We start from the raw sequence: 17,174 nt of genomic DNA on the forward strand, positions 1-17,174 counted from the left end.
GCTTTAATTTTTTATACTCTATTTACTTCAACGAGTTAAAGCGTTAAAATATCACTTAATTAATGCCTTGGTATAAGGTAAATAAACTAATAGGGAGTTCTTATATGAAACTAGTAAAAGCGTATAATAGCGTAAGTCTTATTATTAGGATTTTATGCGGATTATTGATTGGTGCAGTCCTCGGACTACTTTTTGATAATCTCCAGGTTGTTTCACTTTTAGGTACTATTTTTGTTGGCGCTTTGAAGGCTGTTGCACCTGTACTTGTATTCGTGCTTGTTGTATCTGCCCTCGCTCAGGGAAATGACAAGCTTGATAGAAGATTTGGACTTGTTATCATTCTTTACATGGCCAGCACATTTTTAGCATCAGTGGTTGCTGTTGTCGGAAGCTATGTATTCCCACAGACAATCATGCTTAGTGAAGCTGCCGAAGCAGACACTGTTCCAACAGGCGTTGGCGAGGTTCTTTCAAATCTTCTTGTAAACATGGTTGGAAATCCTATCGGTGCTATTGTAGATGGTCGTTACATCGGTATCCTTTTCTGGGCTGTTGTTCTTGGTCTTGCCTCTAAGAGAGTTGCCAGTGACAACACAAAGAAGGTAATGGAAGATTTTGCAAACATCGTTTCACTTGCTGTTAAATGGATTATCAATCTTGCTCCATTTGGTATCATGGGACTTGTTTATTCAAATGTTTCAACAAATGGACTTGCAATCTTTACTGACTACGGAAAGCTGTTAGCTCTTTTAGTTGGATGCATGCTTGTTGTTGCACTTGTAATTGATCCACTTCTTGCTGCTATCGTACTTCGCACAAATCCTTATCCACTTGTATTCAGATGCCTTAAGGAATCAGGTGTGACTGCTTTCTTTACTAGAAGCTCTGCTGCAAACATTCCTGTAAATATGGAGCTTTGCGAAGCACTTGGCATGGACAAAGAAATGTATGCTGTATCAATTCCTCTTGGCGCTACAATCAACATGGACGGTGCAGCTATCACTATCGCTGTTATGTCCCTTGCTGCTGCCAATACTGTTGGTATCCACGTATCATTTGCAACAGCTCTTATCCTTGCATTCATTGCTACTCTTGCAGCTTGCGGTGCCTCTGGTGTTGCTGGTGGTTCATTACTCCTTATACCAATGGCTTGCTCATTATTCGGAGTTAACGCAGATGTTGCAATGCAGGTTGTTGCCGTAGGCTTCATCATTGGTGTAGTTCAGGATTCTGTTGAAACTGCTCTTAACTCTTCAGGCGATGTAATGTTTGCGGCTACTGCAGAATACTCACAGTGGAAGCGTGATGGTAAATCTCTTCCAACATTCCTTGGTGGAACTACTAAAGTTGATATCTAATTCTGTCTAGATATATTAAAAGCTCACCCCTTTATGAGGTGAGCTTTTTGCTTTTAAAATAAATCTAACGAACTGTCTAAATAGATTTCTTCTCTGACTACAAGCTGATATTCTGGCTTAACCATGTAATAGAGAATGAATTCTAATACTATTGCACTTCCAAGGCTTCGTCCTTCTATTTTATAATTTGAAAATCCCATCGGCATATATGTGTTTTGGATATCCTCAATACTAATAAAGCCTGGATTTTTCATGGCATCTGAGAATCGATAGCCTCTTTTTGCCTGAGGAGATTGGCATATATGATCCTCGCAATCCTCTCCAAGACTTTTTCTGCTAACATTCTCATAGCATTCTTTTCTATCTGTGCAGCCAAATGAACAGCATTCATTGCACAGAAATTCCACTTTGTCTTTCTGAATTGTGGATAACTGCTCCAGTTTTTCAAAGGACTTGTTCAAACGAAAGTCTGGAACAACATATTTGAATTCATCTCTATTAAGTTCTGCTTCTAAATCTTTAAAATCTGTTAGAACTTTTGTAGTTGATGACACAAAATAATACTCTGGATAGTTTTGCTTTATGTAATCCATAAGTAAATCTGAGTATATGATAATACCGTTTTGGGTACCAGTCTTTTCAAATAGCTCACACAGCCTGTTGCATCGCTTGTCATCTAGATGCTCTTCTCTGATTAGTGAATTGCTAAAGGTCAGTCTTGCCGATATGCCATATTCTCTAAGCAGCTTGATTACATCAGTAGCCTGTTCGTCTCCAAATCCAACACGGCCGCCGCCCCATAGGCAATCTGCTGGAGCACCATAGATTGAGCCTATTTCACACCAGTCATAAAAATACTCTCTATGATTTTTGAAGAGTGGTAAAAGAACCTTGTAGAATTCATAAAACTCAAACAAGCCTGGTAAATGATAATATGCTTTCATTCTTGCTCCTAACATGATTTTCTATGGCAATTATATCATTTATTTAGCTTATTCTTGTGTAATATTTTGTATCATCTTCATGATGTATATATGCTCCGTTTGCAAGCTGTGCTTTAAGACTTGGTGTGTTGTCTTTGTTTACTGATAAATAAACCTCTTGTATATCCTTCTTTCTAGCTTCCTCAAGGGCTAGCTTTAATCCCTTTGTAGCATATCCCTTGCCTCTATATGCTCTTCCTACGCCATAACCAATGTGGCCTGGGCCTTCCCTAAGAGCATCGTTCAAACAATGTCTAAGGTTAAAGATTGCCACATACTTATCCTCATCCTCTAAAACAAATGTAGTATCTGGCACAAATCCTTCAGGAAGATTCTTTCCCATGGACCAGTCTCTTTTTATCTCTATCCATTCAAGGAATTTGTCATAATCGTAGCCATATACCGGATTCAAGAAGCCATTCTCATCTGCCTCAAATGTCATAAACAACTCGTAAGACTTTTTGTAGTCTGAATCCTGTACTCTAATTAGTTCCATAAGTGTATCCTCCTGTTGTAAATATAATATTGTCATATCAAATGATATGAAATAAAGGTGTCCGCCTTATTAGCAGACACCTTTACTATTTTGTGGAAGTATACATCTATATCCTTGAATAGTCAAGCTTTTTCCTAATATTTATAGATAGTCTTTTGCATTCGATGCATCAACACTTTCAAATGGAACCCAAAGATGTAATTTATCGCTTGAAATTGTATCAAAATCACTAATGGATCCGCCATTTGCAAGTTCTATTGCCGCCTTTGCTGCCTCAGCTCCCTGTGGTGCTGCTGGCTGATATACTGTAAATACCATCTCTCCGTCTATAATAGCCTGGCAACCATCCTGTGTAGCATCAACACCTAAAATTGGCATATCACTAAGATTAATATTATTATCCTGACACGCTTGGATTGCACCTCTTGCCATGGCATCATTATTGCAAACTATTATGTCAAATTGTATGCCTTTGCTTACTGCAAAGTTTACATATTGTCTTGCAGTATTTGTATCAAAATCAGCAAAGTCTTCGAATACATAGTTTATCTTTTTACCACTGGCATTAAGGCCTTCCTTTAATGTTTTAGTTCTTCCTACTGTTGCAGAATGTCCATCAAGGCCCTTCAATAATAATACATTGATTTCATCCTTTGATGAAAACATATTTAAGATATACTCTGCCTGAAGCTGTCCGGCTACACCTTCATCTGAAGCGCAATAAATATACTTATCCTCTTTTAAAGTGGCATCATCAGGTGCATTATTACAGAAGATGATAGGTAAGTCCCCAGCTGCTGCCTCTAATTGTCTAGCAGTAGTTGCATCCTCTGCTATACACATTATTGCATCATAACCATTGCTTTGGGCCGACTTTATAGATTCTATCTGCTTCTCCAGAGAATTCTCTGCATAATCACAATCTACTGTAGCACCAACGCTCGATGCATATTCCTGGGCTCCTTCAGCTAATGTATCTCTAAATGCATTTCCTTCTTCCTGCGAATATGTAAACAGTATTTTTACACCACCACCGCCAGATGAACTGCCTTTTGAAGAAGATAATCCACAACCAGAGATGCATACTGTAACTAACAAAATTAGTGATAATATTTTCTTTCTCATCTCGATTACCTCCATTAAATCTTAAACTGGTGTACTTGTTTGTCTAATTCAACTGAGGTTGATGCTAGCATCTCAGATTCCTTAGCGACCTTCTCACTGTTGCTTGTCAGCTTAGATGACTGTTTAACAATTTCTTCTGATGTAGATAGGATAATATCGGCACTTGCTGCCTGCTCCTCTGAAATTGCAGCTACATCAGTTGCTACTGCATCTACTTCACCTACTTTCTCTATCATGTCAGCAACCATTTCATTAGTCTGCTGAATGTTCTGGTAAATTAATGAGAATGTATCAACGGCATTGTTAATATATTCGCTACTCTCATCAATACTCTTAACACTTTCTTCTGCCTTCTTTTCAGCATCTTTTACAAGATTATCAATTCCGTAAACAAGTTCTGTAATCTGCTGAACTGAATTTGTACTTGTCTGAGCTAGCTTACCAATTTCGTTTGCAACAACTGCAAATCCTTTTCCTGTTTCACCAGCTCTAGCTGCTTCAATAGATGCGTTTAATGAAAGAAGATTTGTCTCTTCCGCGATACTACCAATTAATTTAACAATTTCTGTAATTTCATTAGATGCTGTTCCTACGTCGTTAATAGCATTCTGCAAGTCATTAATTGATGAAATGATATTGCTCATTGCATCACTGACTTTTTCCATGTCCTTCTGACCCTTGTTTGCTACAGATACAGTTTCTGTCATTTGCTCGCTTACGCTTTCGCCATTTGTTCTAGTATCTGTTACAACCATTGCAAGAGTTGTTGCACTGTTGGCGATTTCATTGATTGAGCTTGCCAATCCATCAACAGTTTCATTCAAGCCCTGCATAGATGTTTCTTGCAATTTGGAAGCATCATACATTTCTCTTGATACTGAATTACTTTCATCTGCCTGATTATTAAGATTAACTGCAATATTTCCAATCTTGCTTATCAGACCCTGCATAGTTCCAGCGAAATCTCTGATTCCCTCTGACATTGATGTAATTTCATTATTTCCTTTGACTTCAACTTCCATTGTGAAGTCACCATTTGTCATTGTATTGATTACTCCTGAAAGCTTATTTACAGGATTAATTAAGATATGTACTGTTCTCTCGATTAATACAATCAATACAATTATTCCAACAGCTGCCAGAACTGCAAGTATTTTTCCTAATGTTCTAACATCGTTCAGAATAGTATTTGAAGGGACAAAGGAAACAAGGATCCAATCTGTACCACTTACCTCACAAAATGCTGTCATATTTCCATTGATTTCTTTTGTAGATAAATCTGCAGAATTAATCGAATCAGCTACACCACTATAGAACTTATCCGAGCTATAGTCTGCGATATTTGCGCCTACCTTTGTTGAATCTCTATTACTGATAATTGTTCCAGTTGTTGACTCTACCAGGAATGTCTCAGCGTTTTCCATTTCAACGTTGGAATTTACAATAACTGTTATTCTATCCAATGTTACATCAGCGCCAAGTACACTAATTCCTTCTCCAAAATTAAGCATACCTGTAGCACTTATTACATTTACGCCATCATTATTAACATATGGTTCGCCATATGCCATGTTGATTCGCGTAGAACCTTCCTTGTACCAGTTAGATTCTCTGACGTTACTTTCTGTCTTTGATGAGCCGGCACCAGTGATTAAACGGCCATCGCTTGTTCCAATATAGAATCCGTCAGCAAAAGTACTGTTATAGCCCACTGTACCATCCAATATCAGTTTTAATCTTTCCTCATCTGGAGTAGTACTTTCTATTGTGTTTTTAAAGATTTTGAAAGAATCCAAATTATCCTTCATCCATGCCTCAATATCGCTTTTCTGGCTTCTAATGGATGTCTGTAATAATTCCTCAGCTTCCTTCCTTAAACTATTAGAAGAAATCTGATATGAGATTAACACTAAGCCAATCATCATAACCGCTACTATTGGAATAATAATAACTAGAAGATTAAACTTGATGGAACCTCTTCGTTTTGTTTTTTTAAGCCCTTCCATTGCCCCCTCCTTCAAAATTATTCTTATATCACAATATATTTAATAATGATATTGCATATTCCTTGATTCTAGTTCTTATGATACACAAATATTATTAATTTTCTGTGTCTCTTTGATGTAAATATGTATATTTATCAATAAAAAAAGCCCTCCGAGGAAAATTCCTCGAAGGGCATAACTTTATAATTTGGGGTACCAAAACAGTACCATTAACTATCTTTAACTTACAATGAATTCATAATCATTGAAAAAGTATAATACAATTTTTCAACATCTGTACAACCTGTACGCATCATATAATCAAAGTCTTCATATTCTCTTCTAGCAATTTCTGACGGAATCATCTTATAAGCTTCTTTCATATTATCTTTACGACTTCTTACATATTCCAAAGCAGCTTTGTTTAGATTATAAAAAAATAAATCATCTGAAATCGTTCTTATCTCACCATCACTTAAATGATATTGTTTTGCATAGTATTTTAATAATTCATGTATTACATTGTATTCATAGATATTACTGTATTTCGCAATTATCCGCTCCGCCTTCACAATATAGTAATCGTTATTTTCTACAGCAGAAGACAATATCATAAAACGATAATATTTTTTCATTATCTTATTCAGATTCATATTATCATTTCCGATGGGTCTTTTATCCGTTATTTTTTGTATATTCTGTAAAATAACAGTAAAAAATGCAAGCCCCATTAAGCCTATATAAATATAAACTATAACCATGACCAATTACCTTTTATCAATAATAAGGACTAATATTTTTATATTCCTCTGTTATCTCATAACTATAATAAACATTTTTTCGTCTTCTCAAACATAATTTTACTATTTCCATCATTGCACCAGGAGATAACATGATTTCATTATAAATAGCGTTTGCATGATCTGATAGCTTTTTTTCTGCATATTGCTTGCAAAACATTTCCCAATCTATAAGAACCACATTTGGCATCTTTAATTCCTTTAAACCATTCTCAAAATAATATTGAGTACAAATTATTGTAAATAATACTTCCGCTTCATCATTTATAACTCTTCTTATACTATTTTCCAAAGTTAATTCTTTTTTTAGATATAATTTTGCTTGTACACGTACAATATATGAAATAGCTAATCCAATAAGAGAGCCTACTATTGCAGTCATCGACTGTACACTACGATCTGGGCACACTAAACTCACTATAGTCACTGGCACAAATAAACCAATCCAAGGGGCAGCTTTTGCTATAACTGCATATCTATCAATTTTGTCTTCTATTTCTTTATTAGCTACCATATAATCATTTTCTTCCATCAACATACCTTTCTCAAATAATTAATGTGGAATTATATACTTTACAAATGTATATATTTAATGATTTTTCTATAAACTAGCATTTCTATTATACAACATATAACTTTATTTCTTTATCATTTTCTTTTTCATAATGATATGTTCAATCTCTAGCCAAGCTACCTCTGCAAATACATTATCATTAAAAAACAACTTGAAGCACACCACTACTATCTTGATTTATAAGAACACAAAACATAAACAGTGAAATAAATAGCATGCAGCCATAGAAAGGAAGTTTCTTCCAGGCCTATGATTCCATTCTGTGACACTAGTTAATTCATCTTCGCTTGGTGTTTTTCTCCAGTGTTTATTGATACTGGCTTTTTACTCTTGTACTGCTGAATCCCCAATATAATAAATATCAGCGAAACAAAAAATGATATTGCTAAATAAATAATTGTACCTGCCATATCTATTTCTCCCATAGACATGCAAATATTCTACCAAGGCACAAAAATAACCGCCGAGGAAAATCTAGGAATCCTTTTTTTAATTCTCTCAATGTTTTTGATTTTAATATCTTTGTTTTTACATATTTTAGAATCAATATAGCATCATAGATTCACATTACTGAATAAATTTCTTCGATTATGGGTGACTTGTACTCAATGTATCTATCAATATCATTTGGATATAGACTTGCTGCCTCCAATTTAGCATTTCCATATTTTACTCTAGCATCCTTATGTCGTCTTAAATAATCTCTAAATGCAAGATGTCTTTTTAGCTCTGGCGAATCCTCTGGACATACATATAAGTGATGCATCTGCAGATGTTCCTTCCCATCATATGTAAATGCCTCACGTCCTTCAATTCCTAAGTTACCTTCATGAACATAACCAATACTTTTTAATCCATCAATTGCTCTTTTAATATCATCAGACTTAACCACTATATCAATATCTATAATTGGCTTCGCTGCTAGCCCTTCAACAGATGTACTACCTACATGCTCTATTGCAATTGCTAAAGAACCAATAACCTCTGATATTTCCTTCTTTATTTCTTCAAAATCTTGCTTCCATTTTTTATCATACGGAAGCACTATCACATGCTCTGTTCTCATATTTCGTCCTTTATTATAAAAGAGAGCTCACGCATGAACTCTCTGGACTGTGGGCATCTCGAGTCGAGCTTCCACAGCTCATCCATTGTCTATAATATACAGACATTCAATTCATTTTTCAATATATTTTAACTTTGCTTCCTAGCTGTTCATTGTAATTGTCTGCAATCATTCGATATCTGAAATTTAATATATTATCACATGAAAAAAGGCTCCCGAGGAAATCCTCGGAAGCCTTGATTTTACTATTTGGGTTGGGCTGTTCAATTAATATTCTTAATTGATTTTTTCATTTTATCTCCTAAATATAGAAGTATAGCGCTCGTTCGCTCGCAAATTCAGATTGCTTCGCAATCTTCATGTTCGCGTCTGTCGCCGCAAACATTTATGAAATAAAAAATGCTCAGCTCCAAGCAAGCTTGTGCTGAGCATTTTAGTTATTTCATCAAGAATTTGCTTCTCGTCACTCGCGACTATTCGATGATTGTAGCAACACGACCAGAACCTACTGTTCTACCACCCTCACGGATAGCGAATGTAAGACCCTGCTCCATAGCGATTGGGTGGATGAGCTCGATTGTCATCTCTACGTTATCGCCAGGCATGCACATCTCTGTACCTGCTGGAAGCTCGCAAACACCTGTAACGTCTGTTGTTCTGAAGTAGAACTGTGGACGATAGTTGTTGAAGAATGGAGTATGACGACCACCTTCATCCTTTGTAAGAACGTAAACCTGAGCTGTAAACTTTGTGTGGCATGTTACAGTACCTGGCTTAGCAAGTACCTGTCCACGCTGGATCTGGTCACGGTTAACACCACGAAGAAGTGCACCGATGTTATCACCAGCCTGAGCCTCATCAAGAAGCTTACGGAACATCTCGATACCAGTTACAACAGTCTTCTGTGTATCTTCCTTGATACCGATGATTTCAAGTTCGTCGTTAAGGTGAAGAACACCACGCTCTACTCTACCTGTAGCAACAGTACCACGACCTGTGATTGTGAATACGTCCTCTACTGGCATAAGGAATGGCTTATCTGTCTCACGCTGTGGATCTGGGATGTAAGAATCAACAGTATCCATAAGTTCCATGATCTTGTCGCCCCACTCGCCGTTTGGATCTTCAAGAGCCTTAAGAGCTGAACCCTTAATGATTGGACAATCATTGAAGTCATACTCCTCAAGCTGCTCTGTAACTTCCATCTCTACGAGCTCGATAAGCTCCTCATCATCAACCATATCACACTTGTTAAGGAATACAACGATGTAAGGTACACCTACCTGACGTGAAAGAAGGATGTGCTCCTTTGTCTGAGCCATAACACCATCAGTTGCAGCAACTACAAGGATAGCGCCATCCATCTGAGCAGCACCTGTGATCATGTTCTTTACATAATCAGCATGGCCTGGGCAGTCAACGTGTGCATAGTGTCTCTTCTCTGTCTGGTACTCAACGTGAGCTGTAGAAATTGTGATACCTCTTTCACGCTCTTCTGGAGCCTTATCGATGTTCTCGAAATCTACCTTAGCGTTACCAGCAACACGCTCAGCAAGTACCTTTGTGATAGCTGCTGTAAGAGTTGTTTTACCGTGATCTACGTGTCCGATAGTACCGATGTTACAATGTGGTTTGGTTCTGTCAAAATGCTCTTTTGCCATTTTTAAAAATCCTCCTTAATATACTGCCCCTATTTGGGCAAAGTTAGTTCTATACTCTCAGTATCTCGATTATATCGAAAATACTGAGAGTTTTCAACTATTTATGTTTTATTTTGCGTGGTTAGAGATGATCTGCTCCTGAACGTTCTTTGGTACTGGCTCATACTTCTCGAAGAACATTGAGTAGTTACCACGTCCCTGTGTAGATGAACGAAGCTCTGTTGAGTATCCGAACATCTCTGCAAGTGGAACAAGTGCTCTAACAATCTTGCCGCCGCCAAGGTCATCCATTGACTGGATCTGACCACGCTTTGCGTTAAGTGATCCGATTACATCACCCATGTATTCCTCAGGCATTGTTACTTCAACCTTCATGATTGGCTCAAGAAGAACTGGAGCGGCCTTAGCCATAGCTTCCTTGAAGCACATTGAACCTGCAATGTGGAATGCCATTTCTGATGAATCGACTTCATGGTAAGAACCATCGTAAACGTCTGCTTCTACACCAAGAACAGGGAATCCGCAAAGGATACCAGCCTTAGCTGCTTCCTCGATACCCTCACCAACAGATGGGATGTATTCCTTAGGAATAGCACCACCAACTACTGAAGACTTAAATCTGAATGTCTCTTCAGCGTTAGCATCCATTGGAGTAAATCTAACCTTACAATGACCGTACTGACCACGTCCACCAGACTGCTTAGCATACTTGTATTCCTGATCAACTGCCTTTGTAAATGTTTCCTTGTATGCAACCTGAGGTGCACCAACGTTAGCCTCAACCTTGAACTCTCTAAGAAGACGATCAACGATGATTTCAAGGTGAAGCTCACCCATACCAGCGATGATTGTCTGGCCTGTCTCCTGATCAGTATGCTGACGGAATGTAGGATCCTCTTCAGCAAGCTTTGCAAGAGCTTCGCCCATCTTCTGCTGTCCAGCCTTAGTCTTAGGCTCGATAGCAAGCTCGATAACTGGCTCTGGGAATTCCATAGACTCAAGGATTACTGGATGCTGCTCATCGCAGATTGTATCACCAGTTGTTGTAAACTTAAGACCTACAACAGCTGCGATATCACCAGAGTAAACCTTGTCTAACTCTGTACGCTTGTTAGCGTGCATCTGAAGAATACGACCAACACGCTCCTTCTTATCCTTTGTAGCGTTAAGGCAGTATGAACCTGAGTTCAATGTACCTGAGTATACACGGATAAATGCGAGCTTTCCAACGAATGGATCAGCCATAATCTTGAAAGCTAAAGCTGCGAATGGCTCATCATCTGATGAGTGCTTCTCAACTGGGTTACCATCTAAGTCTGTACCCTGAATAGCTGGTACGTCTGTAGGAGCTGGCATGAACTCAAGGATAGCATCAAGAAGCTTCTGAACACCCTTGTTTCTATATGCAGATCCACAGCATACTGGGATAGCCTTACATTCGCAAGTTGCCTTACGAAGTACAGCCTTAAGCTCATCGATAGAAGGCTCCTCACCCTCAAGATAAGCCATCATAAGATCATCATCTAACTCACAGATCTTCTCAACGAGTTCTGTGTGATAAAGCTCAGCATCATCAGCCATATCAGCTGGGATGTCTGTGATAGAAATATCATCACCCTTATCATCGTTATAGATGTATGCTTTCATCTCGAAAAGATCGATAATTCCCTTGAAATCATCTTCCTTACCGATTGGAAGCTGAAGAACGATAGCGTTCTTCTTAAGTCTATCACGGATCTGATCAACAGCTCCGTAGAAGTTTGCACCAAGGATATCCATCTTATTGATGAAAGCCATTCTTGGTACGTTATATGTGTCAGCCTGTCTCCAAACATTCTCTGACTGTGGCTCAACGCCACCCTTTGCACAGAAGACACCAACGGCGCCATCAAGTACACGAAGGGAACGCTCAACCTCAACAGTAAAGTCTACGTGGCCTGGTGTATCAATGATGTTGATACGGTGCTCAAGAGCACCCTTCTTAGGCTTGCAGTTTTCCTGCTCAGTCCAGTGACATGTTGTAGCAGCTGAAGTAATTGTGATACCTCTCTCAGCTTCCTGCTCCATCCAGTCCATGGTTGCAGTACCTTCGTGAGTATCACCGATCTTGTAGTTAACACCAGTATAGTAAAGAATACGCTCTGTAAGTGTAGTCTTTCCGGCATCGATATGAGCCATAATACCAATATTTCTGGTACGCTCAAGTGGATATTCTCTTCCTGCCACTGTTTGTCCCTCCTATTAGAATCTGTAATGAGCAAATGCCTTATTAGCTTCTGCCATTCTATGCATTTCTTCTTTTCTCTTAACAGCTGAACCTGTGTTTCCAGCTGCATCCATGATCTCGTTTGCAAGACGCTCTTCCATTGTCTTCTCTGTACGTGTACGTGAGAACATTGTGAGCCATCTAAGGCCAAGGGCCTGACGACGATCTGGTCTTACTTCGATAGGTACCTGATATGTAGCACCACCGATACGTCTAGCCTTTACCTCAAGTACAGGCATAACGTTGTTCATAGCTTCCTCGAAAACCTCAAGTGCAGGTCTTCCAGTCTTTTCCTCGACTTTGCCAAATGCACCATATACAATCTTCTGAGCTACACCCTTCTTACCATCAAGCATGATGTTGTTGATAAGCTTTGTAACTACTTTGCTATTGTATATAGGATCTGCCAAAACGTCTCTTTTTTGAGTATGTCCTTTTCTTGGCACGATACTTCCCTCCTTAACTAAAATTTGTTAGATCAACGGTACTCACAAATTTACTTGTGTTCATGCATTATTTATTCTATAGAGAAAAAATAACAACATTAACCAAATTTTTGTGATATACAATAAATTTCCTAAGCCTTTACGCTATTTTACTTAGCATCCTTAGGTCTCTTAGCGCCGTACTTTGAACGTCCCTGCTTGCGGTTTGCAACGCCGGCTGTATCAAGAGTACCTCTGATTACGTGATAACGTGTACCAGGTAAATCCTTAACACGACCACCACGAATCAAAACAACGCTATGCTCCTGAAGATTGTGACCTTCGCCTGGAATGTATGATGTTACTTCGATTCCATTTGAAAGACGAACTCTGGCAATCTTACGAAGAGCTGAGTTAGGCTTCTTAGGTGTAGCTGTCTTAACAGCTGTACATACACCACGCTTCTGTGGAGAAGAAGTGTTAGTAGGCTTCTTCTTAAGAGAGTTATAACCTCTCTGAAGTGCTGGTGCTGTAGACTTCTTTACAGATGTCTGACGACCTTTTCTAACTAGCTGGTTGAATGTTGGCATTCTTTTTTACCTCCTAATTTATTTCTTTACGCAAAAATAGGCATAAATATCCTATTAGCGCATGCTAGAACATTATATTTCCTTAATTTCATTATGTCAAGGTTAAAAATGTGAAAAAAAGACCCTGGCAATGCCAAGGTCTTTTATATATTTTGATTATTCTACATCTACAAGCTCATCTGAAAGTGCTTCTGCACCATTAGCTTCGCCTTCGAACTCTTCTGTAGACATTGCTGCATCTGCAAGCTGATTGTCTGTTGAAAGAGGAATGTTTGAATATCTCTTCATACCTGTACCAGCAGGGATTAAGCGACCGATAATAACGTTCTCTTTAAGTCCGTTAAGTGGATCAACCTTACCCTTAATAGCTGCATCAGTAAGAACCTTTGTTGTCTCCTGGAATGAAGCTGCTGAAAGGAATGAGTTAGTAGCAAGGGCTGCCTTTGTGATACCAAGGAGTTCCTGTGTACCAGTAGCAACTTCCTTACCTTCTGCCTCCATCTGCTCGTTAGCTTCTTCAAAGTCAAGCCAATCTACAAGTGAACCAGGCATAAATCCTGTATCACCAGCCTCGTCAACTCTGATACGCTTCAACATCTGACGGCAAAGAACTTCGATATGCTTATCGTTGATATCAACACCCTGTAAACGGTAAACACGCTGTACTTCACGGATGAGGTAATCCTGAACAGCTGACTTACCCTTGATTGCAAGGATATCGTGTGGGTTTACAGAACCTTCTGTAAGCTCATCACCAGCTTCAAGTTCCTGACCTGAAATAACCTTGATACGTGATCCGTAAGGAATTAAGTACTTCTCTACATCACCTGTTTCAGAGTTTGTAACAACAACTTCTCTCTTCTTTGTCTTAGAATCTTCTTCGATAGAAACTGTACCAGCAATCTCTGTGATGATTGCAAGTCCCTTAGGCTTTCTCGCCTCGAAAAGCTCCTCGACACGAGGAAGACCCTGTGTAATATCGTTACCAGCAACACCACCAGTATGGAATGTTCTCATAGTAAGCTGTGTACCTGGCTCACCGATTGACTGAGCAGCGATGATACCGATTGCTTCACCAACCTGTACAGCACGTCCTGATGCCATGTTAGCACCGTAGCACTTAGCACAAACACCAACGTGTGAACGACAGTTAAGTACGTTTCTGATCTTAACTTTCTTGATTGGGTTGCCCTTATCATCAACACCCTTTTCGATGATTGCAGCTGCACGCTTAGGTGTGATCATGTGGTTAGCCTTAACGATAACCTCGCCCTTAGCATCGCAGATTGTGTAGCATGAGAATCTACCAGTAATACGATCCTTAAGTGACTCGATTTCTTCACGACCATCCATGAATGCGTATACCCACATACCTGGAATCTCGCGATTTGTACCAGCAACACAGTCAGATTCACGAACGATAAGTTCCTGAGCAACGTCAACCATTCGACGTGTCAAGTATCCTGAATCGGCTGTACGAAGAGCTGTATCAGAAAGACCCTTACGAGCACCGTGAGCTGACATGAAGTACTCAAGTACATCAAGACCTTCACGGAAGTTTGACTTAATAGGAAGCTCGATAGTCTTACCTGTTGTATCAGCCATCAAACCACGCATACCAGCAAGCTGCTTGATCTGCTTTTCAGAACCACGGGCACCTGAATCAGCCATCATGAAGATGTTGTTGTACTTATCAAGACCATCAAGAAGGTCCTTAGTAAGCTCATCATCAGTCTCTTTCCAAGTATCAACTACTTCACGATAACGCTCTTCTTCTGTAATAAGACCACGCTTATACTGACGTGTAATCTTATCAACTGTCTCCTCAGCCTTAGCAATAAGCTCTGGCTTCTGAGCAGGTACTGTCATATCTGAAATTGAAACTGTCATGGCAGCAATTGTTGAGTAGTGGTAACCCATTGCCTTGATATCATCAAGAACTTCTGCTGTCTTTGTAGCTCCGTGTGTATTAATAACTTTTTCAAGAATCTGCTTTAACTGCTTCTTACCAACATGGAAGTCTACCTCTGGCAAAAGCTCGTTCTCAGGATTTGTTCTATCTACATAGCCAAGATCCTGTGGAATGATCTCGTTGAAGAGAAGTCTACCAAGTGTTGATGAAACATTACCTGTAACAACAGTTCCGTCAGCATGCTGCTTTGAAACACGAACTGTGATACGTGCATGCATTGTTAATGCATCGTTCTCGTATGCAAGAATTGCCTCGCTAAGGTTCTTGAAGATTTTGCCTTCGCCAAGCTCTTCTCTAGTATCACCTACAGACTTACCACGCTCCTGTGTGAGGTAGTAAATACCAAGTACCATATCCTGTGAAGGAACGGCAACAGGACCACCATCTGAAGGCTTCAAGAGGTTGTTAGGTGAAAGAAGCATGAATCTACATTCAGCCTGTGCCTCCTGAGTAAGTGGAAGGTGAACAGCCATCTGGTCACCATCGAAATCGGCGTTGAAAGCTGTACATACAAGTGGATGAAGCTTGATAGCTCTACCTTCTACAAGGATTGGCTCGAAAGCCTGAATACCAAGTCTATGAAGTGTAGGAGCACGGTTAAGCATAACTGGATGCTCTTTAATGACATCTTCAAGGATGTCCCAAACCTCTGGCTCAAACTTCTCTACCATTTTCTTAGCATATTTAATGTTGTGAGCCATTCCATTACCAACGAGCTCCTTCATAACGAAAGGCTTGAAGAGCTCAAGTGCCATCTCCTTTGGAAGACCACACTGGTAAATCTTAAGCTCTGGTCCTACGACGATAACTGAACGACCTGAGTAGTCAACACGCTTACCAAGAAGGTTCTGTCTGAATCGACCAGACTTACCCTTAAGCATGTCTGAAAGAGACTTAAGAGGTCTGTTACCAGGACCTGTAACAGGACGACCACGACGACCGTTATCGATAAGAGCATCAACAGCTTCCTGAAGCATACGCTTTTCGTTACGTACGATGATATCAGGAGCACCAAGCTCTAAGAGTCGACGAAGTCGGTTATTTCTATTGATAATACGACGATATAAGTCGTTAAGATCAGATGTAGCAAAACGGCCACCATCAAGCTGTACCATAGGACGAAGATCTGGTGGAATAACAGGGATAACTGTCATAATCATCCATTCAGGTCTGTTTCCTGACTCACGGAATGCCTCAACAACCTCGAGTCTCTTGATGATACGTGAACGCTTCTGGCCTGTAGCGTTATCTAATTCAATCTGAAGCTTTGTAGCCTCTTCATCAAGGTCAATGTCCTTGAGAAGCTCCTGGATAGCTTCAGCACCCATTCCTACTCTGAAGCCGTTACCATACTGCTCTCTAGCTTCCTGGTACTCAGCTTCTGTAAGAACCTGCTTATACATGAGAGCTGTCTCTCCTGCATCAAGAACGATGTATGATGCAAAGTAGAGAACCTTCTCAAGTGTCTTTGGTGAAAGATCAAGAATAAGTCCCATACGTGAAGGAATACCCTTGAAATACCAAATATGTGAAACTGGTGCAGCAAGTTCAATGTGACCCATACGCTCACGACGAACGCTTGCCTTTGTGATTTCAACACCACAACGATCACAAACTACACCCTTATAACGAATCTTCTTGTACTTTCCGCAGTGACATTCCCAGTCCTTGCTAGGTCCAAAAATCTTTTCGCAGAAAAGACCATCCTTTTCAGGCTTCAGTGTACGATAGTTGATTGTCTCTGGCTTTTTAACTTCGCCACGAGACCACTGTCTGATCTTTTCAGGTGAAGCCAATCCAATCTGTATTGCGTCAAATGCTATTGGTTGATATGTCGCTTCTTTATTCTCTGGCATTTTCTAGCTCCCTTCCT

The 17,174-nt window shown here is 39.5% G+C and carries 14 protein-coding genes; 1 reads left to right on the plus strand and 13 read right to left on the minus strand.

Features of this window, described 5'->3' with window-relative positions; all coding sequences use genetic code 11:
- The first annotated feature begins 104 nt into the window (after positions 1–104).
- Positions 105–1,358, plus strand: coding sequence for a serine/threonine transporter SstT (gene sstT, locus BM102_RS11630; RefSeq protein ID WP_074790919.1), 1,254 nt, complete (start codon positions 105–107; stop codon positions 1,356–1,358).
- Between the two features lie 53 nt (positions 1,359–1,411).
- Here the strand turns inward: sstT and BM102_RS11635 are convergent, their stop codons facing one another.
- The 13 genes from BM102_RS11635 to rpoC all read right to left on the minus strand — a co-directional run bounded on the left by BM102_RS11635 (position 1,412) and on the right by rpoC (position 17,157).
- Complete coding sequence (locus BM102_RS11635) at positions 1,412–2,302, minus strand: hypothetical protein (RefSeq protein ID WP_090482174.1); 891 nt, start codon at positions 2,300–2,302, stop codon at positions 1,412–1,414.
- A 43-nt stretch (positions 2,303–2,345) separates the two neighbouring features.
- On the minus strand, positions 2,346–2,837 hold the full coding sequence (locus BM102_RS11640) for a GNAT family N-acetyltransferase (RefSeq protein ID WP_090482177.1): 492 nt from the start codon (positions 2,835–2,837) through the stop codon (positions 2,346–2,348).
- A gap of 141 nt (positions 2,838–2,978) precedes the next feature.
- On the minus strand, positions 2,979–3,962 hold the full coding sequence (locus BM102_RS11645) for a sugar ABC transporter substrate-binding protein (RefSeq protein ID WP_090482180.1): 984 nt from the start codon (positions 3,960–3,962) through the stop codon (positions 2,979–2,981).
- Positions 3,963–3,976: 14 nt separating this feature from the next.
- On the minus strand, positions 3,977–5,968 hold the full coding sequence (locus BM102_RS11650; protein ID WP_090482183.1) for a methyl-accepting chemotaxis protein: 1,992 nt from the start codon (positions 5,966–5,968) through the stop codon (positions 3,977–3,979).
- A gap of 224 nt (positions 5,969–6,192) precedes the next feature.
- Complete coding sequence (locus BM102_RS11655) at positions 6,193–6,708, minus strand: hypothetical protein (RefSeq protein WP_090482186.1); 516 nt, start codon at positions 6,706–6,708, stop codon at positions 6,193–6,195.
- Between the two features lie 16 nt (positions 6,709–6,724).
- Positions 6,725–7,279, minus strand: a complete 555-nt coding sequence (locus tag BM102_RS11660; protein ID WP_143085490.1) for a hypothetical protein — start codon at positions 7,277–7,279, stop codon at positions 6,725–6,727.
- A 314-nt stretch (positions 7,280–7,593) separates the two neighbouring features.
- The gene (locus BM102_RS14360; RefSeq protein WP_177194964.1) at positions 7,594–7,731 is read right to left on the minus strand and encodes a hypothetical protein; all 138 of its coding nucleotides are present in this window, start codon (positions 7,729–7,731) and stop codon (positions 7,594–7,596) included.
- A 152-nt stretch (positions 7,732–7,883) separates the two neighbouring features.
- The gene (locus tag BM102_RS11665; RefSeq protein ID WP_090482191.1) at positions 7,884–8,387 is read right to left on the minus strand and encodes a GrpB family protein; all 504 of its coding nucleotides are present in this window, start codon (positions 8,385–8,387) and stop codon (positions 7,884–7,886) included.
- 473 nt (positions 8,388–8,860) lie between these two features.
- Positions 8,861–10,048 (minus strand): elongation factor Tu, encoded by a 1,188-nt coding sequence (tuf, locus tag BM102_RS11670; protein WP_015548549.1) that lies wholly within the window; start codon positions 10,046–10,048, stop codon positions 8,861–8,863.
- Positions 10,049–10,156: 108 nt separating this feature from the next.
- Positions 10,157–12,274 carry an elongation factor G gene (gene fusA, locus BM102_RS11675; protein ID WP_044936376.1) on the minus strand — a complete coding sequence of 706 codons (2,118 nt, stop codon included), beginning with the start codon at positions 12,272–12,274 and terminating at the stop codon, positions 10,157–10,159.
- A gap of 15 nt (positions 12,275–12,289) precedes the next feature.
- A complete protein-coding gene (gene rpsG / locus BM102_RS11680; protein WP_033152875.1) occupies positions 12,290–12,760 on the minus strand; it encodes a 30S ribosomal protein S7 in 471 nt (156 codons plus the stop codon).
- 149 nt (positions 12,761–12,909) lie between these two features.
- Positions 12,910–13,329, minus strand: coding sequence for a 30S ribosomal protein S12 (rpsL, locus tag BM102_RS11685; protein ID WP_028234583.1), 420 nt, complete (start codon positions 13,327–13,329; stop codon positions 12,910–12,912).
- A 156-nt stretch (positions 13,330–13,485) separates the two neighbouring features.
- Positions 13,486–17,157, minus strand: coding sequence for a DNA-directed RNA polymerase subunit beta' (gene rpoC, locus BM102_RS11690; protein WP_090482195.1), 3,672 nt, complete (start codon positions 17,155–17,157; stop codon positions 13,486–13,488).
- Positions 17,158–17,174 lie beyond the last annotated feature (17 nt).

The organism is Pseudobutyrivibrio sp. JW11, assembly GCF_900115355.1.
Classification (GTDB): domain Bacteria; phylum Bacillota; class Clostridia; order Lachnospirales; family Lachnospiraceae; genus Pseudobutyrivibrio; species Pseudobutyrivibrio ruminis.